19 protein-coding genes are annotated in these 23,291 nt (G+C 69.0%); 15 read left to right on the forward strand and 4 right to left on the reverse strand.

The window, feature by feature from the left end; all coding sequences use genetic code 11:
• The first annotated feature begins 156 nt into the window (after nt 1-156).
• From FBY21_RS26220 to FBY21_RS26265, 10 genes are all read left to right on the forward strand, one after another.
• Nucleotides 157-993 (forward strand): GyrI-like domain-containing protein, encoded by an 837-nt coding sequence (locus FBY21_RS26220; protein ID WP_074970964.1) that lies wholly within the window; start codon nt 157-159, stop codon nt 991-993.
• Nucleotides 994-1,228: 235 nt separating this feature from the next.
• On the forward strand, nt 1,229-2,653 hold the full coding sequence (locus FBY21_RS26225; protein ID WP_142015042.1) for a purine-cytosine permease family protein: 1,425 nt from the start codon (nt 1,229-1,231) through the stop codon (nt 2,651-2,653).
• Entirely contained in the window at nt 2,650-3,486 is an 837-nt protein-coding gene (locus FBY21_RS26230; protein WP_142015045.1) for a nitrilase family protein, read from the forward strand. Before FBY21_RS26225 ends, FBY21_RS26230 begins: the two co-directional genes overlap by 4 nt.
• Before the next feature lie 261 nt (nt 3,487-3,747).
• On the forward strand, nt 3,748-4,779 hold the full coding sequence (locus FBY21_RS26235) for an ABC transporter substrate-binding protein (protein ID WP_142015048.1): 1,032 nt from the start codon (nt 3,748-3,750) through the stop codon (nt 4,777-4,779).
• Nucleotides 4,780-4,927: 148 nt separating this feature from the next.
• Nucleotides 4,928-6,034 (forward strand): NAD(P)/FAD-dependent oxidoreductase, encoded by a 1,107-nt coding sequence (locus tag FBY21_RS26240; protein ID WP_142015051.1) that lies wholly within the window; start codon nt 4,928-4,930, stop codon nt 6,032-6,034.
• Between the two features lie 765 nt (nt 6,035-6,799).
• The gene (locus tag FBY21_RS26245; protein ID WP_142015055.1) at nt 6,800-7,159 is read left to right on the forward strand and encodes a DUF3509 domain-containing protein; all 360 of its coding nucleotides are present in this window, start codon (nt 6,800-6,802) and stop codon (nt 7,157-7,159) included.
• 224 nt (nt 7,160-7,383) lie between these two features.
• Nucleotides 7,384-9,651 (forward strand): ATP-binding protein, encoded by a 2,268-nt coding sequence (locus tag FBY21_RS26250; RefSeq protein ID WP_142015058.1) that lies wholly within the window; start codon nt 7,384-7,386, stop codon nt 9,649-9,651.
• A gap of 6 nt (nt 9,652-9,657) precedes the next feature.
• Nucleotides 9,658-10,119 (forward strand): response regulator, encoded by a 462-nt coding sequence (locus tag FBY21_RS26255; RefSeq protein ID WP_044400070.1) that lies wholly within the window; start codon nt 9,658-9,660, stop codon nt 10,117-10,119.
• Nucleotides 10,120-10,155: 36 nt separating this feature from the next.
• On the forward strand, nt 10,156-12,543 hold the full coding sequence (locus tag FBY21_RS26260) for a response regulator (RefSeq protein ID WP_142015061.1): 2,388 nt from the start codon (nt 10,156-10,158) through the stop codon (nt 12,541-12,543).
• Nucleotides 12,540-13,127 carry a biliverdin-producing heme oxygenase gene (locus tag FBY21_RS26265; RefSeq protein ID WP_142015066.1) on the forward strand — a complete coding sequence of 196 codons (588 nt, stop codon included), beginning with the start codon at nt 12,540-12,542 and terminating at the stop codon, nt 13,125-13,127. The genes FBY21_RS26260 and FBY21_RS26265 overlap by 4 nt, the downstream gene beginning before the upstream one ends.
• A 587-nt stretch (nt 13,128-13,714) precedes the next feature.
• On the opposite strand, the gene FBY21_RS26270 is transcribed toward FBY21_RS26265, so the two are convergent.
• Nucleotides 13,715-14,953 (reverse strand): NADH:flavin oxidoreductase/NADH oxidase family protein, encoded by a 1,239-nt coding sequence (locus FBY21_RS26270; protein ID WP_142015070.1) that lies wholly within the window; start codon nt 14,951-14,953, stop codon nt 13,715-13,717.
• 100 nt (nt 14,954-15,053) lie between these two features.
• Here FBY21_RS26270 and FBY21_RS26275 point away from each other — a divergent pair, with 100 nt between their 5' ends.
• On the forward strand, nt 15,054-15,479 hold the full coding sequence (locus FBY21_RS26275) for a MerR family transcriptional regulator (RefSeq protein ID WP_142015073.1): 426 nt from the start codon (nt 15,054-15,056) through the stop codon (nt 15,477-15,479).
• 180 nt (nt 15,480-15,659) lie between these two features.
• The gene (locus FBY21_RS26280) at nt 15,660-16,106 is read left to right on the forward strand and encodes a hypothetical protein (RefSeq protein ID WP_142015076.1); all 447 of its coding nucleotides are present in this window, start codon (nt 15,660-15,662) and stop codon (nt 16,104-16,106) included.
• A 13-nt stretch (nt 16,107-16,119) separates the two neighbouring features.
• Here the strand turns inward: FBY21_RS26280 and FBY21_RS26285 are convergent, their stop codons facing one another.
• Nucleotides 16,120-16,815 carry a DUF4241 domain-containing protein gene (locus FBY21_RS26285; RefSeq protein ID WP_222119535.1) on the reverse strand — a complete coding sequence of 232 codons (696 nt, stop codon included), beginning with the start codon at nt 16,813-16,815 and terminating at the stop codon, nt 16,120-16,122.
• Between the two features lie 147 nt (nt 16,816-16,962).
• Here FBY21_RS26285 and FBY21_RS26290 point away from each other — a divergent pair, with 147 nt between their 5' ends.
• The gene (locus FBY21_RS26290) at nt 16,963-17,607 is read left to right on the forward strand and encodes a DUF6348 family protein (protein WP_044400085.1); all 645 of its coding nucleotides are present in this window, start codon (nt 16,963-16,965) and stop codon (nt 17,605-17,607) included.
• A gap of 70 nt (nt 17,608-17,677) precedes the next feature.
• On the opposite strand, the gene FBY21_RS26295 is transcribed toward FBY21_RS26290, so the two are convergent.
• Entirely contained in the window at nt 17,678-18,049 is a 372-nt protein-coding gene (locus tag FBY21_RS26295) for a hypothetical protein (RefSeq protein WP_074973233.1), read from the reverse strand.
• A gap of 39 nt (nt 18,050-18,088) precedes the next feature.
• Entirely contained in the window at nt 18,089-18,466 is a 378-nt protein-coding gene (locus FBY21_RS26300) for a hypothetical protein (RefSeq protein ID WP_142015080.1), read from the reverse strand.
• 507 nt (nt 18,467-18,973) lie between these two features.
• On the opposite strand from FBY21_RS26300, the gene FBY21_RS26305 reads away from it, so the two are divergent.
• Entirely contained in the window at nt 18,974-20,137 is a 1,164-nt protein-coding gene (locus FBY21_RS26305) for an efflux RND transporter periplasmic adaptor subunit (protein WP_142015084.1), read from the forward strand.
• A 15-nt stretch (nt 20,138-20,152) separates the two neighbouring features.
• A complete protein-coding gene (locus tag FBY21_RS26310) occupies nt 20,153-23,290 on the forward strand; it encodes an efflux RND transporter permease subunit (RefSeq protein WP_142015088.1) in 3,138 nt (1,045 codons plus the stop codon).
• The last annotated feature ends 1 nt before the right edge of the window (nt 23,291 follow it).

Raw genomic sequence — 23,291 nt, forward strand, 5'->3', positions numbered from 1 at the left:
ACGGAATGCCCGGATTCGCCAGGGCGCGGTTGCCGGGCGCCGGCGGCCCGGGAATGATCCCCTGCTGCGGGCGCGAGCCCGGTCTACGCTGCGCAGCGAAAGATCGCAATTCCTGCAAATCCGCTGCCGCTAGCGTCTGGTCCAGGGAGGCTGACCATGAAACCCGAAACCCTCGCTCACTACGCCCGCCGCATCGATCCGGTGCTGCGCTGGCTGGCCGCTCACCCGGACGCCGATCCGGACCTCCACCACCTGGCGGAGCTGGCCTGCCTGTCGCCGTACCACTTCCACCGCGTGTACCGCGCGATGCTTGGCGAGACGGTCAATGCCACGGTCCAGCGGCTGCGCATGCACCGCGCGGCGGTGGCCCTGGCCGGTACGGGGGATTCGCTGGAACGGGTCGGCCGGCGTGCCGGGTATAGCTCGCACGCCGCCTTCAACCGCGCCTTTGGCGCCCACTTCGGGCTGCCCCCGGGACGCTACCGCGAAACCCGGGCCCGCCCGCTCGACCCCCAGGAGCTCGCCATGTACCCCATCGCCATCGAAACCTTCCCAGGCGCCGTCCTCGCCACCCTGCCGCACCAGGGCAGCTACCAGGGCATCGGCCCGCTGTTCGGCCGCGCCTTCATGCTCGCCATGGGCCAGGGGCTGCTCGGCCCCGACTGCCTGATGTACGGCGTCTACTTCGACGATCCGGCCCAGGTGCCCGAGGCGCGCCTGCGCTCGCTGGCGGGCATTTCCGTGTCCCCGCAGGCGGTGATCGGCGGCGAGCTGGAGCGCTACGAGATACCCGCCGGGCGCTGCGCCATGCTCACCTACACCGGGCCCTACAACGAGATGGGCAAGGCCTATGACTGGCTGTACTCGCGCTGGCTGCCGGAGAGCGGGCTGGAGCCGGGCGACTGCCCGATGTTCGAGCAGTACCTGAACGACCCGCGCAGCACCCCGCCCGCCCAGTTGCAGACGCGCATCTGCATGATGCTCGCGGGCTGACGCCCGGCGCCGCCTTCCCGGGGAAGGCGGCGCGATAGTTTGCAGAATCCGCAACTGAGTATTTGTCCTGTCCGATGTATCCCGAGCAACCGCTTGGCTAGAGTCCGGCGCACAACCATTACAACAACGCCGAGCACTGCCATGCCTGACGCCTCGTTCGCCCTGCGCCCCGTCCCCTCGTCCTGATCCGCGCCGTCGCCGCGCCTTCAACTTCCCTACCGGACGAGGACTTTCCATGACTCAACACCACGACGCGCGCCCGATGATCGAGGTGCGCTCCATCGACTACGTGCCCCGCCACGAACGCCACGGCAAGGTGTGGCACCAGGGGCCGTTCTGGTTCACCGGCAACTTCGTGCTCACCACCCTGGTCACCGGTTTCACCGGGCCGGCCCTGGGGCTGGGGGCGCTGGGTTCGATCCTGGCGATCCTCATCGGCGTGTGCATCGGCACCTTCTTCATGGCCTTCCACGCCAACCAGGGGCCGCGCATGGGCCTGCCGCAGATGATCCAGTCGCGCCCGCAGTTCGGCGTGCGCGGCGCGGTGGTTCCGTTCCTCGCCGTGGTGTTCGTGTACATCGGCTTCAACGTGTTCAACGTCATCCTCGCCACCGACGCCATCAACACCGTGCTGCCCGGCGCCCGCACCCCCTGGTACGTGCTGCTGGTGGGGCTGGCGGTGCTGCTGGCCATCGTCGGCCATGACCTGCTGCACGCCGTGCAGCGCTGGCTGACCTGGCTGATGATCGCGGTGTTCGGCGCCCTGACCCTGTTCGCCGTGACCCAGCTCAGCGCCGATGCCGCGCTCCAGGGCAGCGGCTTCAGCTGGAGCGCCTTCCTCGTGCAGCTCTCGGCGGCCGCCGGCTACCAGATCAGCTATTCGGTGTACGTCTCCGACTACTCGCGCTACCTGCCGGAGGAAACCCCCGCCGGCAAGGTCATCTTCTGGACCTACCTGGGGGCCGGCGCCTCGGCGCTGTGGCTGATGTCCCTCGGTGCCTTCCTCGCCTCGGCCCTGCCGGCGCCGGACGCCATCGGCAGCGTGCGCGAGCTGGGCAACCAGCTGTACGACGGCTTCGGCACCCTCATCGTGCTGGTGGCGGTGCCCTCCCTGGTGGGCATCATGGCGGTCAACTGCTACGGCGCCATGCTCACCGGGCTCAGCGCGCTGGACGCCTTCTCCCGCGTGCGCCCGACCCTGGGCGTGCGGGTGGCCGGCATCAGCGTGGTGGCGCTGGTGATCCTGCTGGTGGCACGGATGATCCCGGAGAGCTACCTGGGCAGCTTCAACACCTTCGTGCTGCTGATGCTCTACTTCCTCGTGCCGTGGACGGCGGTGAACCTGGTGGACTTCTACCTGGTGCGCAAGGGCCGCTACGCCATTGCCGAGATATTCAACCCCGAGGGCGTCTACCGCGGCTGGTCGCGCCCCGGCCTGGTGGCCTACGGCCTGGGCCTGCTGGCCATGGTGCCGTTCATGTCCCTGAGCTTCTGGAGCGGCCCCTTCGCCACCGCCCTGGGCGGTGCCGACATCGCCTTCGCCATCGGCCTGCCGGTGGCGGGCCTGGCCTACTGGCTGCAATGCCGCCACCAGGACCGCAGCGAGGAAGAACGCCTCGCCGCCCTCGACCCGCAACGCCTGGAGGACCCGCGCCCATGAACACCCGCCCCGTCGCCCCCGTGAAGGTGGCCTGCTGCCAGGTGGCGCCGCGCATCGGCGAACTGGCCCACAACCGCGCCCTGGCCGAGGGCGCCATCCGCCGTGCGGCCCTGGAGGGCGCACACATCATCGTCCTGCCGGAGCTGGTGCAGAGCGGCTACCTGTTCCGCGACAAGGCCGAGGCCCTGGCGCTTTCCGAGCCCCTGGACGGCCCGGCGGTCAGCCATTGGCAGGCCCTGGCGCGGGAGCTGGGGGTGGTGATCGCCGCCGGCTTCTGCGAGCGCCGTGACGACGGCGAGCTGGCCAACAGCGCCGTGCTGGTGGACCCGGACGGCCTGCGCGCGCATTACCGCAAGGCCCACCTGTGGGATGCCGAGAAGGCCCTGTTCATCCCCGGCGACGCAGCGCCGCCGGTGGTGGACACCGTCCACGGCCGCCTGGGGCTGATGATCTGCTACGACCTGGAGTTCCCCGAATGGGTGCGCCTGCCGGCCCTGGCCGGCGCCCAGCTGCTCTGTGCCCCGGTGAACTGGCCCCTGGGCCCGCGTCCCCAGGGCGAACGCCCGGCGGAAGTGGTGCGGGTGCAGGCCAACGCGGCGGTGAACCGCATGTTCATCGCCGCCTGCGACCGCCACGGCCACGAACGCGGGCAGGACTGGGTGCAGGGCTCGGTGATCGTCGATGCCGACGGCTTCCCCCTGGCCGGCCCGGTGGAGGGCGGCGAGCGCCTGCTGCTGGCGACCCTCGACCTGGCCCAGGCCGACGACAAGCGCATCAGCGCCCGCAACGACGTCCACGGCGACCGCCGCCCCGCGCTCTACCAGGCCCCCTGAGGGGCCTGCCTCCCTTTCTGCGTAAAACGTGAAACAGGCATGCCAGAGCCTGTGAAGCAGTCGTCACTGTGACGGAGCGCATACCCTTCGGTGAGCGATGGGTTCAGACTACGCGCCCCCGTTTCACAACGGCGACAAGGGTGCCGAGGGTGGCTTCGCTGCGCGACGCCAGGCATCCGGTCCGTCATCACAAACACAATAAAGGGGCGACCGGTCACAGCGCCGTGCCCCGCGAACCAACAGCAAAAGAGGGAGTTTTCCATGGTTGTTGCGGTAAGACGCGCCCTGGGCCTGGCGCTGGCAGTCACCTGCCTGCCGGCCTCGGCGGATTTCGTCACGGTCATCACCTTCGGCGGTGCCAACAAGGACGTGCAGAAGGAAGCCTTCTTCAAACCGTTCAAGGCCAGCACCGGCGACGCCGTGGTCCACGGCTCGTACAACGGCGATCTCGACAAGCTCAAGAGCATGATCGACATCAGCCACGTGACCTGGGACGTGGTGGAGGTGGAGGCCCCCGAACTGGCACGCGGCTGTGAAGAAGGCCTGTTCGAGAAGATCGACCCGGCCCTGGTGGGCAACCCCAGCGACTTCGTCGCCGGTGCCCTGCAACCCTGCGGCGTGGGCATCTTCGTCTGGTCCACCGTGCTCGCCTACGACTCCGCCCGCATCAAGGACGCCCCGCGCAGCTGGGCCGACTTCTGGGACCTGCGCAAGTACCCCGGCAAGCGCGGCCTGCGCCACGGCGCCAAGTACAACCTGGAATTCGCCCTGATGGCCGACGGCGTGCCGCCGAACGAGGTCTACCAGGTGCTCGACACCCCCGCCGGTGTCGACCGCGCCTTCCGCAAGCTCGACGAGATCAAGTCCAGCGTCGTCTGGTGGAAGTCCGGCGCCGAGCCGGTGCGCGCCCTGCAGGACGGCAAGGTGGCCATGAGCTCCGCCTACAACGGCCGCATCGCCACCGCCCAGAAGGAGACCCGCAGCCTGGCCATGGCCTGGGGCGGCAACATCTACGACTTCGACTACTGGGCCCTGCCCAAGGGCTCGTGGAAAGGCGAGCTGGCGAAGAAGTTCGTCCACTTCGTCAGCCAGCCGGACCAGCAGAAGGCCTTCGCCGAAGGCATCTCCTACAGCCCGGTGAACAACAAGGCGATCGCCATGATCAACCCGGCCATCGCCGCCACCCTGCCCACCGCCCCGCAGAACATCCGCGATGCCCTGCCGATGAACGTCACGTTCTGGGCGGCCCATGCCGACCTCGAAGCGCGTTTCGAGAACTGGGTGAAGAACTGACCCCGCCCCACCACGAAGCGGCCGTCCAGGCCGCTTCGTTTTTCCGGCAGCGCCTTCCGCTGCGGTCGACGTCCGGCCCGCGCCTCTGGCACGCTGCGCCAGCCCCGGCACCGCGTTGCCGGGCAGCCGCCTGACAGGGAGCGAAGCGATGGCAGTGGATATCGAATGCGTGGTGGTGGGTGCCGGCGTGGTCGGCCTGGCCGTGGCCCGCGCACTGGCCCAGGCAGGGCGCGAAGTGGTGATCGTCGAAGCGGCCGACGCCATCGGCACCGGCATCAGCTCGCGCAATTCCGAAGTGATCCACGCCGGCATCTACTACCCGCCGGGCAGCCTCAAGGCGCGCCTGTGCGTCGACGGTCGCCATCGGCTCCTGGCCTTCTGCCGCAGTCACGGCGTGGCCGTGCAACAGCTCGGCAAGCTGATCGTCGCCACCGACGACGCCCAGGTGGCGCCGCTCCAGGCCCTGCTGGCGCGGGGGCTGGCCAACGGTGTGGCGGACCTGCGCCTGCTGAGCCGCGGCCAGGCCCTGGCGCTGGAACCCGACCTGCACTGTGTGGCCGCGCTGCATTCGCCGTCCACCGGCATCGTCGACTCCCACGGCCTGATGCTGGCGCTGCTCGGCGACGCCGAGTCTGCCGGTGCCGCCCTGGCCCTGGGTTCGCCGTTGCTGTCGGCGCAGGTGCAGGGCGATGGCTTCCAGCTGACGGTAGGCGGCGCCAGCCCGACCACCCTCGGTTGCCGCCTGCTGGTCAACGCCGCCGGCCTCGGCGCCCCAGGCCTGGCCGGCCGCATCGACGGGCTGCCGGCCGCCCATGTCCCGCGCGGCTACCTGTGCAAGGGCCACTACTTCAGCCTCGCCGGACGGGCACCGTTCAGCCGCCTGGTCTACCCCGCGCCGGAGGCCGCCGGCCTGGGCGTACACATGACCCTCGACCTGGGCGGCCAGGCCCGCTTCGGCCCCGACGTGCAATGGACGGACACTGAGGACTACCAGGTCGACCCACGCCGCGCCGACGGCTTCTACGCCGCCATCCGCCGCTACTGGCCGGGCCTGCCCGACGGCGCGCTGCAGCCGGACTACGCCGGCATCCGCCCGAAGATCAGCCGCCCCGACGAGCCCGCAGCGGACTTCCGCATCAGCGGCCCCGAGGACCACGGCATCGCCGGCCTGGTGAACCTGTTCGGCATCGAATCCCCCGGCCTCACCTCCAGCCTGGCCATCGCCGACGTGGTGCGGCAGGCGTTGGAGCGTTAGGGGGCGAGGTGTTGCCTGTAGCCCGGACTTCAGCCCGGGAGTGCCCCGCGCCATTTCCCTGGGCTGAAGCCCAGGCTACGGGTGCCAGGGTGTTGCCTGTAGCCCGGACTTCAGTCCGGGAGTGCCCTGCACCTTTTCCCTGGGCTGAAGCCCAGGCTACGGGGGCGAGGCGTTGCCTGTAGCCCGGACTTCAGTCCGGGAGTGCCCCCGCGCCATTTCCCTGGGCTGAAGCCCAGGCTACCGGGGCGAGGCGTTGCCTGTAGCCCGGACTTCAGTCCGGGAGTGCCCTGCACCATTTCCCTGGGCTGAAGCCCAGGCTACGGGTGCCAGGGGGCTGCCTGTAGCCCGGACTTCAGTCCGGGAGTGCCCCGCGCCATTTCCCTGGGCTGAAGCCCAGGCTACGGGAGCGAGGTGTTGCTTGTAGCCCGGACTTCAGTCCGGGAGTGCCCGGCGCCATTTCCCTGGGCTGAAGCCCAGGCCACGAATTGCCCTGGGCCCCTCACATTGCTGAAACCTTGCCGCCAAGGTGTTGCCTGATTCTGGGAGGCGGCGATGTGTGGTTCTCATCCGGATGCGCCAAGGCGTGGGTTCGACCTTGCATTTTGCAAGGCGATCAACATGCCATCGTGCAGGCTGCATATATCAAACTGCCTTCATTTCTAATAAATTCCTTTTAAATCAAATAGATAGATTTGACGTTCGGCTGGCATGCGCCCTGCAAATGCCTGGGTCCAAAAGCCCAATCCACTGACAGGGAGCCGAACAATGCAGATCGCCATCAAGGAATTCTTCGACGCTTTTCCCGGTTACGAAGTGTCCATCCGCCCGCGTCCGGACGGCATGTTGCTGCTGACCCTGGGCAAGGACGGCGAGGAGCCGTTGCGCAAGGCCATCCCGAGCGATGCGGTGTTCTGCATCGAGCGGGTGCGTGGGGTGATCCGCGAGATGCAGCGGGAAATGAAGCTGGCCTCCGGCGAAGTTACCTGGAAGGGCGAAGGCGACACCTGGCTCGACCGCGAGCTGCCCACCTTCACCGGTGGCCCGATCCACATGACTGCCGCCAAGACCCTGGTCGAACGCCGCCGCCTGGAACTGCTCAACGCCCGTCGCGCCGTGGCCAGCTGAGGCCCGGCGCAGCGGATCGGCGATGTCGTCGGTCCGCTGACGGGGAATTTTTCGCGATTTCCGTACTCCACCATTCCGAACCCCGTCGGAAGAATCGTTATGCCAGCAACGACTGCTGGTAGAGGTTCTGATAGTTTGTGCCCTCGTTCACGTCAGTTCCGGCCTATTACCCGGTAAGTCGTGTGGGTTTTCCCCGCCGCGAGGACACGAAAGGAGATCGCGTTGTGACACCCATCGACAGCACCGAGGACCTGGCGGCTGCGACCGAAGCCTGTGCCAAAGAGCCCATCCACATCCCGGGCAGCATCCAGCCCCACGGTTTCATGCTGGTCTTCGACGAAGACCGTGGCTGCGTGGTGCAGGCCAGCGAGAACGTCCAGGACTGGCTCGGCCTGCCCGCCAGCGAACTGATCGGGCTCCCGTTCGAGCGCCTCTTCGAGCACGCCGCCGTGCTCCAGGGCCGCCTGCAGGGGCTGGCCCTGGAAGACCCCAATCCCTTCCACCTGGGGGACGTGCGCTTTGCCATCGGCCGGGAGCGTTCGCTCCCGGTGGCGATGATGGTGCACCGCCACGACCAGGTGCTGATCGCCGAGTTCGAGCCGGCCAGCGACGCCATCACCGCCTACGGCAATTTCTACCCGCTGGTGCGCAGCTTCGTCGCCCGCCTGCAGGACGCCGACAACGTCGACGAGCTTTGCCGCCACGCGGTGCAGGAGATGAAGCGCATCACCGGTTTCGGCCGGGTCAAGGCCTACCGCTTCGACACCGAGGGCAATGGCCTGGTGCTGGCCGAAGAGGCCGACGAGGGCTACCCGCGCTACCTCGGCCTGTGTTTTCCCGCTTCCGACATCCCTCCCCAGGCGCGCGCGCTGTACCGCGCCAACCGCATCCGCGTGATCGAGGACGCCCACTACACGCCCTCGCCGCTGTACCCGGCGCAGAACCCGCTCACCGGACGCCCGCTGGACCTCAGCTTCGCTGCCCTGCGCAGCGTCTCACCGGTGCACCTGCAGTACATGCGCAACATGGGCACCCTGGCCTCCATGTCCGTCTCCATCGTGGTGCGTGGCGAGCTGTGGGGGCTGATCTCCTGCCACGACCTGCACCCCCGGGGCGTCGGCTTCCAGACCCGCACCGCCTGCGAAATGCTCGGCAGCGTGCTCTCGCTGCAGATCGAGAGCCGCGAGGCCCACGACCGCACCGAGCACCTGCTGAGCCTGCGCCAGCACATCGTCCAGATGCTCTCGGCCATGGCCGACCGCGACAGCATCAGCGGCGGCCTGCTGGCCCAGCCGGAGACCTTCCTCGGCTTCGCAAAGGCCAGCGGCGCAGCGATCATTTCCGCCGCCCGCTGCGACCTGGTGGGCGAGACCCCGCCCCAGGCCCAGGTGACGGCGCTGGTGCACTGGCTGGCCCGGCGCCCCGGCATCAACGTGTTCCACAGCGACAACGTCGGCCGCGACATCGACGAACTGCCCGAACTCGCCCGGCATGCCGCGGGTGTACTGGCCGTGGCCATCTCGCAGATCCATTCCCACTACCTGGTGTGGTTCAAGCCCGAGCAGGCGCGCACCGTCGAATGGGCCGGGCGCCCGGAAAAGAGCGTCGACCCCAGCGGTGGCCTCAGCCCGCGGCACAGCTTCGAACGCTGGCAGCAGACCGTGCGCGGCTACTCGAGTCCCTGGGACCCGCTGGAGATCGAGGGCGTCTGGGAGCTGCGCACCGCCGTGCTCGGCATCGTCCTGCGCAAGGCCGAGGAGATGGCAGCGCTGGCCAGCGAGCTGAAGAAATCCAACAAGGAACTGGAAGCCTTCTCCTACAGCGTGTCCCACGACCTGCGCGCACCGTTGCGGCACATCGCGGGTTACGCCGAGCTGCTGGGGGAATTCGAAGGCAGTCGCCTGTCCGAACGGGGGCTGCGCTTCCTTGACCATATCGGCGAATCCGCCCGCTTCGCCGGCACCCTGGTGGACAACCTGCTGAGCTTCTCGCAGATGGGCCGCGCAGCCCTGCGCTTCTCCGACGTGGACCTGCAGGCCCTGGTGGACGCCATCCTCAAGGAGATGGAGCCGGACCTAGTAGGCCGCAACATCCAATGGCACATCGCCGGGCTGCCCACGCTCATCGCCGATGCCGCCTTCCTCCACCTGGCCATGCGCAACCTGCTGGCCAACGCCGTGAAGTACAGCCGCGACCGCGACCCGGCGGTGATCGAGGTCAGTGCCCGCACCGAGGGCGACGAAGTGGTGGTGACGGTGAGCGACAACGGCGTGGGCTTCGACATGGCGTACGCCGGCAAGCTGTTCGGCGTGTTCCAGCGCCTGCATCGCATGGAAGAGTTCGAGGGCACCGGCATCGGCCTGGCCAGTGTGCGCCGCATCATCGAACGCCACGACGGCCGCGTATGGGCCGAGGGACGCGTGGGCGAGGGCGCCCGATTTCATTTCGCACTGCCCCTGAGGGCGCAGCACAGTCAACTACCCACTGAGTGATTACCCATGCTCAAACCCATCCTGCTGGTCGAGGACAACCCCCACGACCTGGAACTCACGCTGGTCGCTTTGGAGCGCAGCCAGCTGGCCAACGATGTCGTCGTCATGCGTGACGGCGCCGACGCCCTCGATTACCTGTTGCGTCGCAACCACTACGCCCAGCGTGACGACGGCAACCCCGCCGTGCTGCTGCTGGATCTGAAGTTGCCCAAGGTCGACGGCCTGGAAGTGCTCAAGGTGGTGCGCGAGACGCCCGAGCTGCGCAGCATCCCCACCGTGATGCTGACTTCCTCCCGCGAGGAGCCGGACCTGCAGCGCGCCTACGAGCTGGGCGTGAACGCCTACGTGGTCAAGCCGGTCGAATTCAAGGAATTCGTCACCGCCATCTCCGACCTCGGCGTGTTCTGGGCCGTGCTCAACGAGCCGCCGCCGGGCTCGCTGCGACTGCAGCGCCGCCCCGGAAGCTGATACGGCCCGCCGACCCACAGGAAGCCCCCACACTCCATGCCGCAAACGCCACTCAAACTGCTGCTGGTCGAAGACAGCCCGCGGGACGCCGAACTGGCCCTGCTGATTCTGGAACGCAGCGGCCTCGAGGTCGACTCGACCCTGGTCTACCACCACGCCGGGGTCGAGCAGGCCCTGGCAGCCGCCACCTTCGACCTGATCCTCTGCGATTTCATCCTGCCCGGCTCGTCCGGCGCCCAGGCCCTGGAAGTGGCACGGCGCCTGGCGCCGAAGACGCCCTTCATCTTCCTCTCCGGCGTGTTCGGCGAAGAACACGCGGTGGAGATGATGCGCCAGGGCGCCGTCGACTACGTGCTCAAGCAGAACCTCAGCCTGCTGCCCAAGGCCGTGGGCCGGGCCCTGGCCGAGGTGCGCGAGCGCGAACGCCGGCGCCGCGCCGAAGAGGCGCTGATGGAGGTGGAGGTGCGTGCGCGCCTGGCCATCGACGCCGCGCGCATGGGCATGTGGGACTACAACCCGCAGACCGGCCGGCTGCTCTGGGACGAACGCTGCAAGGCCCTCTACGAACTGCCCCGGGACGCCGAGGTGGACCTGGTCACCTTCTTCGACCGCTGCCACCCCAAGGACCGCCCCCTGCTGGAGCGCAAGGTCCAGGAGGCGCTGGCCGTGGACAGCGGCAACGAGTACCAGGCCGAGTACCGCGTGCAGCTGCCGGGCGGGCGCGAGCGCTGGGTGCTCACCAGTGGCCGGGCCTTCTTCGAGGCGGGGCGCTGCGTGCGCTTCATCGGCGTGCTGCAGGACATCAGCGAGCAGAAGTACGCCACCGAGGCCCTGCAGCGGCTCAACGAAATGCTCGGCGAACGCGTTGAACGGCGCACCCGCGAGCGCGACCGCACCTGGGAGCTCTCCCGCGAGCTGCTGGCAGTGATGCGCTTCGACATGACGCCCATCGCCCTCAACCCCGCCTGGGAAGACACCCTCGGCCTCACCCGCGAGCAGCTCACGCGGGTGCAGCTGTGGCAGCTGATCCACCCCGATGACATCGAGGCGACCTTGCGCGAGACCGAGAGCGTGGCCGACGGCAACGTCTCCACCCGCTTCGTCAACCGCATGCGCCACACCGACGGCGACTACCGCTGGCTGTCCTGGACCATCGTCCCCGACGAGGGGCTGATGTACGCCGCCGTGCGCGACATCACCGGCGAGCGCGCGGTGCTCGACGAGCTGGCCACCACCAACCAGCGCCTGCGCGAGCAGATCCGCGAGCGCGAACGCATCGAGGCGACCCTGCAGCAGATGCAGCGCCTGGAAGCCATCGGCCAGCTCACCGCCGGGGTCGCCCACGACTTCAACAACCTGCTCACCGTCATCCTCACCAGCGCTACCTTCCTTGAGCGCGACGTCGAGCGTGGCAACCACGAGCGCATCCTCGGCCGCCTGCACAACATCCGCGAGGCCGGCGAGCGCGGCGCCAAGCTCACCGGGCAGTTGCTGGCGTTCTCCCGCCGGCAGCGCCTGGAGCCGGTGCCGGTCAACCTCAACGACACCCTGCAGGGCCTGCTGGAGCTGCTGCAGCGCACCCTCGGCGGCGGCATCTGGGTGGAAACCCGCACCGCCCCCGACCTCTGGCGGGCGCTGGTGGACCCGACCCAGACCGAGATGATCATCCTCAACCTCGCCATCAACGCCCGCGACGCCATGCCCCAGGGCGGCACCCTGCGCCTGGTGACCGCCAACGAGGTGGTGCAGGCCGCCGCGCAGCGCCCCGAAGACCCGGAGCCGGGCCCCTATGTGGTGCTGAGCATCGAGGACACCGGCGTGGGCATGACCGAGGAGGTGCTGGCCAAGGCCTTCGAGCCGTTCTTCACCACCAAGGAGGTGGGCAAGGGCTCCGGGCTCGGCCTGGCCCAGGTGTTCGGCTTCGCCAAGCAGTCCGGCGGCGGCGTCAGCATCCACACCGAGCCGGGGCGCGGTACGCGGGTCAAGGTCTACCTGCCGTGCATCCACGACGACCCCGGCGAGGCCTGCGTCGAGCGCCCGGCGGCCGTGCCGGTACCGGGGCCGAGCAGCACCGCGCGGACCATCCTGCTGGTGGACGACGACCCCCGCGTGCGCGAGGTGACCGCCGCGCTGCTGGACTCGCTGGGCTACCGGGTGCTGGAGGTCGGCAGCGGCAGCGAAGCGTTGCAGCGCCTGGAACAGGGCGTCGACCTGCTGCTCACCGACTACGCCATGCCCGGCATGAACGGCGCCGAGCTGGCCAACCTGGCGCAACAGCAGCGGCCCGATCTGCCCGTCATCTTCATCACCGGCTACGCCGAACTGGGCGGGCTGGACCTGCCCGACCAGGTGGTGGTGCAGAAACCCTTCCGTGAAGCGGACATCGCCGCCAAGCTGCGCGCCGCCCTGGAGGAGCGCCCATGAGGGTGCGCGAGCAGCTGCGCCAGGCCGGCGCCCCGTGGCACGAGGCCGTGGACGCCGCCTTCTCCCGCTTCGACCTGGGCCAGGCGGACGGCTACCGCGCCTTCCTGCGCGCCCATGCCCGCGCCTTGCCGGGGCTGGAGCAGGCCCTGGAGCAGGCCGGCATCGCCCAGCTGGTGCCGGACTGGCCGGCACGTCGTCGCCGCCAGGCCCTGCTGGCGGACCTGGCCGACCTGGGGTTGCCGCCGCCACCGACAGCCGCGCCCCGCCTGGACGCCAAACCGGGCCTGCTCTGGGGCCTGGCCTACGTGCTGGAAGGCTCGCGCCTGGGCGGTCGACTGCTGGCCCGACAGGTCACCGGCGCCCAGGCTGACCTGCCCGTGCGCTACCTCGGCCACGGCCAGGACCAACCCCTCTGGCCCGACTTCCTCCGCCAGCTGGAAGCCCGCGCCCACGACCTGCCCGAAGCCGACCTGGAACAGGGCGTGATCCTCGGCTTCCGCCACTTCCTGAACGCCGCCGAGCCTCCTGCCGAACAATCCGCAGGATGCGCTGAGCTCGGCGAACCGCATCGAATCCCCGCATGAGCCCGCCATGATGGGCTTCGCACAGCTCAGCCCATCCTACGTTTGCCGCCGTGCCCTGCCGGACACCATTTCGACGTCAGACACGTAGCCCGGGCTTCAGCCCGGGACCACGGCGCATCCCTGGGCTGAAGCCCAGGCTACGGCTGAGCGTAGGGTGGGCTTCAGCCCACCATCGGAGCCGGCGGCACACCCTTTGGTGGATGGATAAAGCGCCATCCACCCTACACACCGGGCACCCCCGTAGGATGCGGTGAGCTCGGCGAACCGCATCGCCCCGTGCCCGAGCTCCGCCATGATGGGCTTCGCACAGCTCAGCCCATCCTACGTTTACCGCCGTGCCCTGCCGGACACCATTTCGACGTCAGACACGTAGCCCGGGCTTCAGCCCGGGACCACGGCGCATCCCTGGGCTGAAGCCCAGGCTACGGCTGAGCGTAGGGTGGGCTTCAGCCCACCATCGGAGCCGGCGGCACACCCTTTGGTGGATGGATAAAGCGCCATCCACCCTACACACCGGGCACCCGTAGGATGCGGTGAGCTCGGCGAACCGCATCGACCCGCGCCATTCCCCGCAGCCGTCTCCATACCTACCCCTCACTACGCTCCGCCATGAGCCGGCGGTAATGGCGGGTGCGGTGGAGGGTGTGCCATTGCTCCTTGAGCAAGGCGTGCAGGGGGGAGACGCCGGGGCGGGGGGATTGGCCGTCGCCGAGGCGGCGCATCTGGTATTTCACGGCCGACATGTAGGCCAGCGCAGCGAGGGATTTGTTGCGCCAGCGGATGGGCGGCAGCTCGGCGCTGGCGGCGTTGTCGCCCTCTCGCCAGCGGCGCGGCAGGGCCGGGTCCAGCGCCAGGGCGGTGGCGATGCCGGCCAGGCTCACGCCGCTGGCGAGCACCTGCTCCACCACCGGCAGCCGGCGGATGCCGCCGGTGACCATCACCGGCATGCGCGCTTCGGTGGCCAGTTCGCGGGCGAACTCCAGGAAGTACGCTTCCCGCGCGAGGGTGCGACCGTCCCGGGCGTCGCCCTGCATGGCCGGTGCCTCGTAGCTGCCGCCAGAGAGTTCCACCAGGTCCACCGGCAGGTCGTTCAGCCACAGCAGCACCTGGCGGGCGTCTTGTGGCTCGAAGCCGCCGCGCTGGAAGTCCGCCGAGTTCAGCTTCACCCCCACGCCGAAGCGCGGTGATACCCGCGCCCGCACCGCCTTCACCACCTCCAGCAGCAGGCGCGCGCGGTTCTCCAGGGAACCGCCCCAGCGGTCCTGGCGGCGGTTGGTCAGCGGCGAGAGGAACTGGCTGAGCAGGTAGCCGTGGGCGGCGTGGATCTGCACGCCGTCGAAGCCGGCCTGCTCGGCCAGCACGGCGCTGTGGGCGAAGCGCTCGATCAGGGCGGCGATGTCCTGTTCCTCCAGCGCACGCGGGGTGGGGAACATCCGCGACAGGCTGCCCATCTCCAGGGCCACCGCCGACGGGGCCACAGTCGCCTGGCCGAGGTTGGCCTGCATCTGCCGGCCGGGGTGGTTCAGTTGCAGCCAGAACTGCGCGCCATGGGCCTTGCCCACCGTTGCCCATTCGCGGAAGCGCGGCAGCTGGCGGTCATCCTCCAGCACCACGCCGCCGGGGCCGGTCATGGCGCGGGCGTCCACCATCACGTTGCCGCTGAGCAGCAACCCCACACCGCCTTCGGCCCAGGCCGCGTAGAGGCGCATCAGCGCATCGGACGGCGCCTGGCGGGGATCGGCGAGGTTCTCCTCCATGGAGGCCTTGGCGATGCGGTTGGGCAGGGTGGTGCCATTGGGCAGGCTGAGCGGCTGGAAGGGCGACATGGTGGGTGTCCTCGGGCGGGCATCGACGAAAGGTAGAAGAGCTGCGGCAGAGCCTAAGGTTAAAGTCAGCTTCAAGGTCAATAGGTGGAGAACCCCTGCCATGAAAATCGGCGAACTGGCGCGACGCAGCGGCCTGACCGCCTCGCGCATCCGCTTCTACGAGGCCAGTGGCCTGATCGCCGCCCAGCGCCTGGGCAATGGCTACCGGGACTACCCCGAGCAAGCCCTCGCGGTGCTGGAGCTGATCGCCTGCGGCCAGCAGGCCGGCTTCAGCCTGGAGGAGATGCGCCACCTGCTGCCCAGCCCCGGCCAGGTACACGGCAACCACGAGCGGATGCTGGAGGGCCTGCGGCGCAAGGTGGCGGAGATCGAGGCCATGCAGGCGCGCCTGGTGGTGGCCCGCGAGCGGCTCCTGCAGGTGATCGACAGCATCGAGGACAAGCCCGAGGGCATGGGCTGCCAGGAAAATGCCGAGCGCGTGCTGGGGCGCCTGCGCAGTGGCACACAGGCGCTGCCGCAGCGCTGAGTTGGCGTTTTTGCCGGGCCACTTCGCGGCGGCGCGGGACGTTTGCAGCGACACTGCGCGCGGTTCCGGGGCGCGCAGGGTTCGCCCATCGATCAGTCAGTGGAGGGCAGGGCAATGAAAGGATTGGCAGCGGTGTGTGCAGGGATAGCGTTATCCACAGGGGCGGCCTGGGCAGGCGCATTGCCCGATCCGCAGGCATCCGGCGCGGCGGCCAAGGCGCCGGCAGTGCTGGAGCACTACGCCGGCGCGCTGGGCTGCAGCTTCTCGATGCCGGTGAAGACGCTGGTGCCCTTCACCGTGGTGGAGCCCGCCACCCTGGAGGAACACCCCCTGTACCTGGCGCTGTTCCAGGTGGACGAGGGCTGCGTGGGCGACGCGAGTGCAGTGCGCACCCACATCGCTGCGCTCCAGCCCGCCCGGAACGGTGGCCTCTATGTGGTGCCGGGTTATTCCCAGACCTCGCCCTACCTGCCCCAGCGCATCGACCGCCTGTTCGTCGAGGGCGAGGCATTGCGCTACACCGGCCAGGCCAGCCTGGACCCGGCCAACCCCGAGCCGCAGGCCGGCCAGCTGAGCCAGGAAGGCGGCCGCTGGATCGACGCCAACCTGGAGCCTCTAGGCGACTGAGCCGGCCCCGGCCTCAGTGCCAGGGCACCAGCAGGAAGTCGGTCACCACCGCCACCAGCCGGCCACTGGCGTCGTAGCCGAAGTAGCTGGGGTAGGCGCCGTCGCCATAGCCGCTGGAGAACAACGCCACGTTGCCGGCCTCGGTCGGCAGCAGGGTCCAGCTGCGGGTGTGCCGGTAGGTCCTGTCCAGCTCGGCCAGCAGGCGCTCGTCGAAGGCTTCGCCCTCCTGCTCGCGCTGCGCTTCGTAGCGGCGCAGGGCGGCGGCGTCCATGAAGCCGCCGGTGCCGCTGTCCACGCCGTAGCCGAAGAATTCGTCCGGGCCCAGGGTGCTCGGGTCCTGGCCGTCCACCAGGGCCATTTCCCAGCGGGTTGCCGCGCCGGGCGCGAAGACGATGCGGGCGAAGGCGATGCGCTCATCCTCGCCGATCCGCGCGATGGCCAGCTGCAGCGGGAAGCGGCCCTTGGGCACCGCTTGGGTGAAAGGCGCGTCGCAGCTCACCAGCGGGTCACAGGCCACCAGTTGCCCGGTGGGCAGCTCCAGTTCGCCAATGGCCTGGGTGTAGAAGCGGTAGTCGATCCCCTCCACCTTGACCTGGTAGCCCTCGGCGAAGGCGGCATCGAAGGGCGGGTGGTTCATGGGTGCAACTTCTTCGGCGTGGAGCGTGGGCAGGGCCAGCAGCAGGGTGAGGGCGGCGAGGGGGCGTTTCATCGGCTGCATGGCTCCAGGCGGTGGGGCGGGACTGCTGAGGTCCGGTCACATTCATTGACGAACGACCGGCTCGTGATGCGGAAGCGCGTTACTCTACGCGCCGTTTCGGCCCGTGTCGGGCGCGCCATCATTACATAAGGATCGAAGATGGAACCGGTCTCTGTTTCGCAGCTTCTGGCTGCACTGTTCGAAGCCCACGGCGTCGAGTTCGTCGTGCACGAAGGGTGGGTTGCGCCGGGTGGCCGGCTGCCGGCGATCCGTGCCACCTGGTATCCCCGCGGCAAGACCGGCCGGCTGGATGTGGACGTGCTGCTGGAGGATGACAACCGCCACTTCCAGGAAGCCTTCGCCGGCGTGGGTGAGGGCGAGGCCGGCCTGCGTGATGCCTGGGAGAACTTCTGCCGCAACAGCTTCCACGTGCTGCTCTCGGCACTCTGGGGCCGTGTCGACGAGGACCAGGTGACGGTGGAGACCTGGCAGGTGGGTGAGCAGCGCTTCGAGGCGCACCTGGGCAACTTCTGCACGCGCGGTGCCGACGGCAAGGTGCCGGCGCTGCCGGAGGACCTGTTCCCCAGCATCGAGGCGCAGATCCGCGCCCTGCCGCTGGATGGGCGCATCCACTGGTTCCGGCACTTCTTCTGCGCCTTCGACAACCAGCGCACGGTGGAGGCGCTGTTCGACAACGAGCCCTGGCAAGCGGGCATGGACAGCTTCGCGGGGCTGGCCTGGCAGGATTCCGAGGCCTATTACAGCGCGCGGAATTTCCTGGTGATCAAGCCCGTCCCGGCCTGATCGGAGCGGGTCGTCCCCTCAAACAAGAAGCCCCGCATCATGCGGGGCTTCTTGTTGGGCGAGGCGCGGATCAACGGTTGTTGTAGCCGTCTTCGCTCGGGTCGTAGGTGATCTGGTAGACGTTGAAGTTGGCACCGGTGGCGCCTACGCCGGTGTAGGTGATGCGGCCCTGGCCCTTGTACAGCTCTTCCATGCGCATGGCGTCGCTACCGAAGTAGAAGGGGATGAACATCTTGCCGGTCATGCGGTTGTAGCTGTCGGTGGGCTGGCCGATCAGGTCATGCACCTGCTTCATGGACATGCCGGGCTGGACCTTGGCAAAGGGGCTGCCCGCCGGGATCTGGCCGATGATCTGTTGTTGCGGGGCACGCGGCGAGGAGCCGCAGGCGGCCAGCAGGCCCATGGCGGCGATCAGGCCGATGTGCAGGATCTTGGTACGCATTGAATCTCTCCAGAGGGTGACGGTAATTCAGCGGGCTGCTCAGCCCTTGTAGCCTTTCTCGACCAATTCCGTGGTCACTTCCTTGGCCGCCTGCACGCACTCTTCGTGAGTGCTGTCGACGAACCTCAGGAAATGCCAGGCACCGTCCTTCTTCATCGCGAAGCCTTGCATGTCGCCGGTGTCCTGGCCGTCGGCCCGGACGCTGTTGACGGTCTGGCAGGCGGCGATGCCGTCGATTTCGGTGAATTCGCCGAACTTGTAGACGTCCTTCACCAGCAGGTTGTCGATCACCACCTTCTGGACTTCGGATTCGGAGGAGTTGCAGCCACCGAGCACGGCGGCGAGCCCCACCGCGACGGCGCAGCGGAGCAGGTTGGCAGGGGTGGAGCGGCGTTTCAGGGCGTGGAAAACAGTCATGACGCAATCATCCATGTGGGTTCTTGTTGGGCGTGGAGCGCCTGGTTGTCACTGCAAATTCACAGAAGAAGCTGTTGGTCGAGGTTCACTCCCGCTCGGGAACGCTATTTTCCAGCCACGACGAAAAGCCACGACTTGGCGGCAGGATCAGCGGAATTCAGGGGGATTTTGCAGATACTCGCGAGGGTGTTTCTGGGTCGCTTTGTACTTGCAATCCTTTGCAACATTTGTACAGCGAAGCGGAATCTGACAGGGGCGTAAGAAATATTCAACGGAAATCGTATGACAATCTGAAGGCCGTCACAGCGGCGCAATCGCCCTCCATTGCCGCTCCAAGGTCATGCCTGAAGAGGGCCGTATGCCTCTTGGCTCATGACGTGCCCGCCCCGCCTCCACACGATCTCCACAAAACCTCGAATCAATCCCAACGGTGGGCCGCCAGACTCGCGTTTTCTGGGGCTTTCGGCCGTTCTGGCCGGGGCCGTTCATCCGTGAGGGCAGTGGGTCATGGGATTGCTGAAGGGGCGGCTGCGTGCCGTGTGGATCGGGGTGTTCGCGTTTGGCCTGGCGGGGTGTGATCCGTCGCCGACGGCGGAGGAGGGCATGCCGCCGGCGCGGGTCACGGTGATGACCCTGGCGCCGACCGAGCTGGTGGTCGACGAGGACCTGCCAGGGCGTGTCGCGGCCCTGCGCACGGCGGAGATCCGCCCCCAGGTCAGCGGCATCCTGCAGCGCACGCTGTTCAGCCAGGGCGCCGAGATCCAGGCCGGGACGGCGCTGTTCCAGATCAACCCGGCGCCCTTCAAGGCCGAGGTGGAAACCGCGGCCGCCGCCCTGCAGCGTGCGCGGGCGGTGCTGGAGCGTGCGCGCATCCAGGCCGAGCGGCTGGCGCCGCTGGTGCGGGCCGAGGCGGTGAGCCGGCAGGTGTATGACGACGCCGTGTCCCAGCGCGAACAGGCGGCGGCCGACGTGGCCCAGGCCCAGGCGGTGCTGGCGCGGCGGCAGCTGGACCTGCGCTTCGCCACGGTGGAGGCGCCGATCTCCGGGCGCATCGACCAGACCCTGGTCTCCGAAGGCGCACTGGTGACTTCGACCGATGCCTCGCCCATGGCCACCCTGCAGCAGATCGACCAGGTGTACGTGGACGTGCGCCAGTCCGCCGCCTCCCTCGAACGCCTGCGCGAAGCGCTGGAGGCGCGGGGCGGGCCCGGCGACGGCGGGCTGCCGGTACAGATCCTCGGCAGCAGCGGCAAGCCCTACGGCCTGCACGCACGCATCCTGTTCTCCGGCATCAACGTCGATGCCGGCACTGGCGATGTGCTGCTGCGCGTGCTGGTGGACAACCCCGAGCGGCGCCTGTTGCCGGGCATGTTCGTGCGGGCGCGGGTGGTGCGGGCGCATTACCCGGCGGCCCTGGCCGTGCCGCAGCAGGCGGTGGTGCGCGCCGGCGAGGCGGCCAGCGTGTGGGTGATCGACGAGCAGCAGCAGGCCAAGCGGATCGCCGTCGAGCTGGGTGAGCTGGTGGACCGCCGCTACCGCATCGCCGCCGGCCTCGGTGCCGGCCAGCGGGTGGTGGTGGAAGGCATCGAGCGCCTGGAGGAGGGCGCCGCCGTCGACCCGCGCCCCTGGCAGCCCAGCGTGGCCGCCGGGTTGGCCGCCACCGCGCACTGAGTCGAGGAGACGACCATGCCGCAGTTCTTCATCGAGCGCCCGGTGTTCGCCTGGGTGATCGCCTTGTTCATCGTGCTGTTCGGGGTGATCGCCATTCCGCAGCTGCCGATTGCCCGCTACCCCTCGGTGGCGCCGCCGTCGGTGACGCTCTACGCCTCCTACCCCGGCGCTACGCCGCAGACCCTGGACGACTCGGTGGTGAGCCTGATCGAGCGCGAGCTGTCCGGGGTCAAGAACCTGCTCTATTTCGAGTCCTCGGTGGACACCTCCGGCTCGGCGCAGATCACCGCCACCTTCAAGCCCGGCACCGACCCCGAGCTGGCCCAGGTGGACGTGCAGAACCGCATCAAGGCGGTGGAGCCGCGCCTGCCCCAGGTGGTGCGGCAGAGTGGTCTGCAGGTGGAGTCCGCGGCCTCCGGCTTCCTGATGATGGTGGGCATGACCTCGCCGGACGGGCGCTTCGACGAGGTGGCGCTGAACGACTACCTGGCGCGCAACATCGTGCAGGAGCTGCGGCGCATCGACGGCGTCGGGCGCGTGCAGCTGTTCGGCGCCGAGCAGGCCATGCGCATCTGGGTGGACCCGCACCAGCTGACCGCCTACGGGCTGACCATGGGCGACCTGGCCCAGGCCATCGAACAGCAGAACGCGCAGATCGCCCCCGGCCGGGTCGGCGACGAGCCGACGCTGCCCGGCCAGCGGGTGACCGTGCCACTGACGGTGGAGGGGCAGCTGTCCAGCCCGGAGCAGTTCGCCGCCATCGTGCTGCGCGCCGGCGCCGACGGTTCGCGGGTGGTGATCGGTGACGTCGCGCGGGTGGAGCTGGGCGCGCAGTCCTACGGCTTCGCCAACCGCGAGAACGGCGTGGCGGCCACCAGCGCGGCCATCCAGCTGTCGCCCGGGGCCAACGCCGTGCGTACCGCCCAGGCCGTGCGCGACCGGCTCGCCGAGCTGGCGCCGAGCATGCCGGCGGGCATGGGCTATTCCGTCCCGTTCGACACGGCGCCCTTCGTCAAGGTCTCCATCGAGAAGGTGGTGCAGACGCTGTTCGAGGCCATGGTGCTGGTGTTCCTGGTCATGTACCTGTTCCTGCAGAACGTGCGCTACACGCTGATCCCGGCCATCGTCGCGCCCATCGCCCTGCTGGGCACCTTCGCGGTGATGCTGGTGGCGGGTTTCTCCATCAACACCCTGACCATGTTCGGCATGGTGCTGGCCATCGGCATCATCGTCGACGACGCCATCGTGGTGGTGGAGAACGTCGAGCGGCTGATGGCCAGCCACGGCCTGTCGCCGCGGGAGGCCACTGCGCGGGCCATGAAGGAGATCAGCGGCGCGGTGGTGGGCATAACCCTGGTGCTCACCGCGGTGTTCATCCCCATGGCGTTCGGCTCCGGCTCGGTGGGGGTGATCTACCAGCAGTTCACCCTGTCGATGGCGGTGTCGATCCTGTTCTCGGCCTTCCTCGCGCTGACCCTGACCCCGGCGCTGTGCGCCACGCTGCTGCACCCGGTGGCGCCCGGGCACCACGCCCGGCGCGGCTTCTTCGGCGCCTTCAACCGTGGCTTCGAGCGGCTGACCGAGCGCTACACCGGCGGCGTGGCCGGCATGGTCGCCCGCAGCGGGCGGATGATGGCGGGCTTCGCCGCGCTCTGCGGTGTGCTGGCGCTGGCGGCGTACCAGTTGCCGTCGTCCTTCCTGCCGGAGGAGGACCAGGGCTACTTCATGACCTCCATCCAGCTGCCCACCGGCGCCACCGCCGAACGCACCCTGGACGTGGTGCGCACCTTCGAGGCCCACGTGGCCAGCCGCCCGGCGCTGGAGGCGAACCTGGTGGTGCTGGGCTTCAGCTTCTCCGGCTCCGGCCCCAACGCCGCCATGGCTTTCACCATGCTCAAGGACTGGGACCAGCGCAACGGCGCAACGGCCGGCGAGGAGTCGGCCCTGGCCCAGGCGGCGATGGCGGAGATTCCCGAGGGCACGGTGATGAGCCTGCTGCCGCCGGCCATCGACGAGCTGGGCACTTCTTCCGGTTTCACCCTGTTCCTCCAGGACCGCGCCGGCCGGGGTGAGGCGGCGCTGCGCGAGGCCCAGGCGCAGCTGCTCAAGCTGGCGGCGCAGAGCAGCGTGGTGAGCGACGTGTACCCGGACGGTCTGCCGCCGGGGCCGAGCATTCGCCTGGAGATCGACCGGCGCAAGGCCGAGGCCATGGGTGTGTCCTTCGCGGCGGTGAGCAGCACCCTGTCGGCGGCCATGGGCTCGCTCTACGTCAATGACTTCCCCAATGCCGGGCGCATGCAGCAGGTCATCCTCCAGGCGGACGCTGCCGCGCGCATGCAGCTGGACGACGTGCTCGGCCTGCGGGTGCGCAACGCCGCCGGCGGCATGGTGCCGCTGCGCGAGGTGGTGACGCCGATCTGGACCGAGTCGCCGCAGCAGATGATGCGCTTCCAGGGTTTCCCGGCGGTGCGCATCGCCGGCGGCCCCGCGCCGGGCGTGTCCAGTGGCGACGCCATGGTCGAGATGGAGCGGCTGGTGGCGCAGCTGCCGGCGGGCTTCGCCGTGGCCTGGACCGGGCAGTCCCTGCAGGAGCGCCAGTCGGCGGCCCAGGCGCCGCTGCTGATGCTGCTCTCCGCGCTGGTGGTGTTCCTGGTGCTGGCGGCGCTGTACGAGAGCTGGTCCATCCCGCTGTCGGTGATGCTGGTGGTGCCGCTGGGCCTGCTGGGCGCGGTGGCGGCGGTGATGCTGCGCGGCCTGCCCAACGACGTGTTCTTCAAGGTGGGGATGATCACCATCATCGGCCTCTCGGCGAAGAACGCGATCCTCATCGTCGAGTTCGCCCGCCAGCTGCACGCCGAAGGCCGCAGCCTGGCGGAGGCGGCGGTGATGGCGGCGCGCCTGCGCCTGCGGCCGATCCTCATGACCTCGCTGGCCTTCACCCTCGGCGTGGTGCCGCTGATGCTCGCCTCCGGCGCCAGCGCCGAGACCCAGCACGCCATCGGCACCGGGGTGTTCGGCGGCATGCTCAGCGGCACGCTGCTGGCGGTGTGCTTCGTGCCGGCGTTCTTCGTGTTCGTCATCGGCCTGCAGGAGCGCCTCGGCGCCCGACGGGCCCGACGCACCGCCCCCCAATCCCCGCGCGAGGAGGCCTGAG

This window comes from Pseudomonas sp. SLBN-26, assembly GCF_006715895.1.
In the GTDB taxonomy this organism is placed as follows: Bacteria; Pseudomonadota; Gammaproteobacteria; order Pseudomonadales; family Pseudomonadaceae; genus Metapseudomonas; species Metapseudomonas otitidis.

What these genes read in the sequence shown, in the direction of transcription:
- FBY21_RS26275 (WP_142015073.1), top strand. Translation starts at nt 15,054, where the DNA reads ATGAAAATCGGCGAACTGGCGCGACGCAGCGGCCTGACCGCCTCGCGC.
- FBY21_RS26235 (WP_142015048.1), top strand. Translation starts at nt 3,748, where the DNA reads ATGGTTGTTGCGGTAAGACGCGCCCTGGGCCTGGCGCTGGCAGTCACC.
- FBY21_RS26220 (WP_074970964.1), top strand. Translation starts at nt 157, where the DNA reads ATGAAACCCGAAACCCTCGCTCACTACGCCCGCCGCATCGATCCGGTG.
- FBY21_RS26270 (WP_142015070.1), bottom strand. Translation starts at nt 14,953, where the DNA reads ATGTCGCCCTTCCAGCCGCTCAGCCTGCCCAATGGCACCACCCTGCCC.
- FBY21_RS26310 (WP_142015088.1), top strand. Translation starts at nt 20,153, where the DNA reads ATGCCGCAGTTCTTCATCGAGCGCCCGGTGTTCGCCTGGGTGATCGCC.
- FBY21_RS26295 (WP_074973233.1), bottom strand. Translation starts at nt 18,049, where the DNA reads ATGCGTACCAAGATCCTGCACATCGGCCTGATCGCCGCCATGGGCCTG.
- FBY21_RS26260 (WP_142015061.1), top strand. Translation starts at nt 10,156, where the DNA reads ATGCCGCAAACGCCACTCAAACTGCTGCTGGTCGAAGACAGCCCGCGG.
- FBY21_RS26290 (WP_044400085.1), top strand. Translation starts at nt 16,963, where the DNA reads ATGGAACCGGTCTCTGTTTCGCAGCTTCTGGCTGCACTGTTCGAAGCC.
- FBY21_RS26240 (WP_142015051.1), top strand. Translation starts at nt 4,928, where the DNA reads ATGGCAGTGGATATCGAATGCGTGGTGGTGGGTGCCGGCGTGGTCGGC.
- FBY21_RS26285 (WP_222119535.1), bottom strand. Translation starts at nt 16,815, where the DNA reads ATGAAACGCCCCCTCGCCGCCCTCACCCTGCTGCTGGCCCTGCCCACG.
- FBY21_RS26265 (WP_142015066.1), top strand. Translation starts at nt 12,540, where the DNA reads ATGAGGGTGCGCGAGCAGCTGCGCCAGGCCGGCGCCCCGTGGCACGAG.
- FBY21_RS26225 (WP_142015042.1), top strand. Translation starts at nt 1,229, where the DNA reads ATGACTCAACACCACGACGCGCGCCCGATGATCGAGGTGCGCTCCATC.
- FBY21_RS26230 (WP_142015045.1), top strand. Translation starts at nt 2,650, where the DNA reads ATGAACACCCGCCCCGTCGCCCCCGTGAAGGTGGCCTGCTGCCAGGTG.
- FBY21_RS26300 (WP_142015080.1), bottom strand. Translation starts at nt 18,466, where the DNA reads ATGACTGTTTTCCACGCCCTGAAACGCCGCTCCACCCCTGCCAACCTG.
- FBY21_RS26245 (WP_142015055.1), top strand. Translation starts at nt 6,800, where the DNA reads ATGCAGATCGCCATCAAGGAATTCTTCGACGCTTTTCCCGGTTACGAA.
- FBY21_RS26255 (WP_044400070.1), top strand. Translation starts at nt 9,658, where the DNA reads ATGCTCAAACCCATCCTGCTGGTCGAGGACAACCCCCACGACCTGGAA.
- FBY21_RS26305 (WP_142015084.1), top strand. Translation starts at nt 18,974, where the DNA reads ATGGGATTGCTGAAGGGGCGGCTGCGTGCCGTGTGGATCGGGGTGTTC.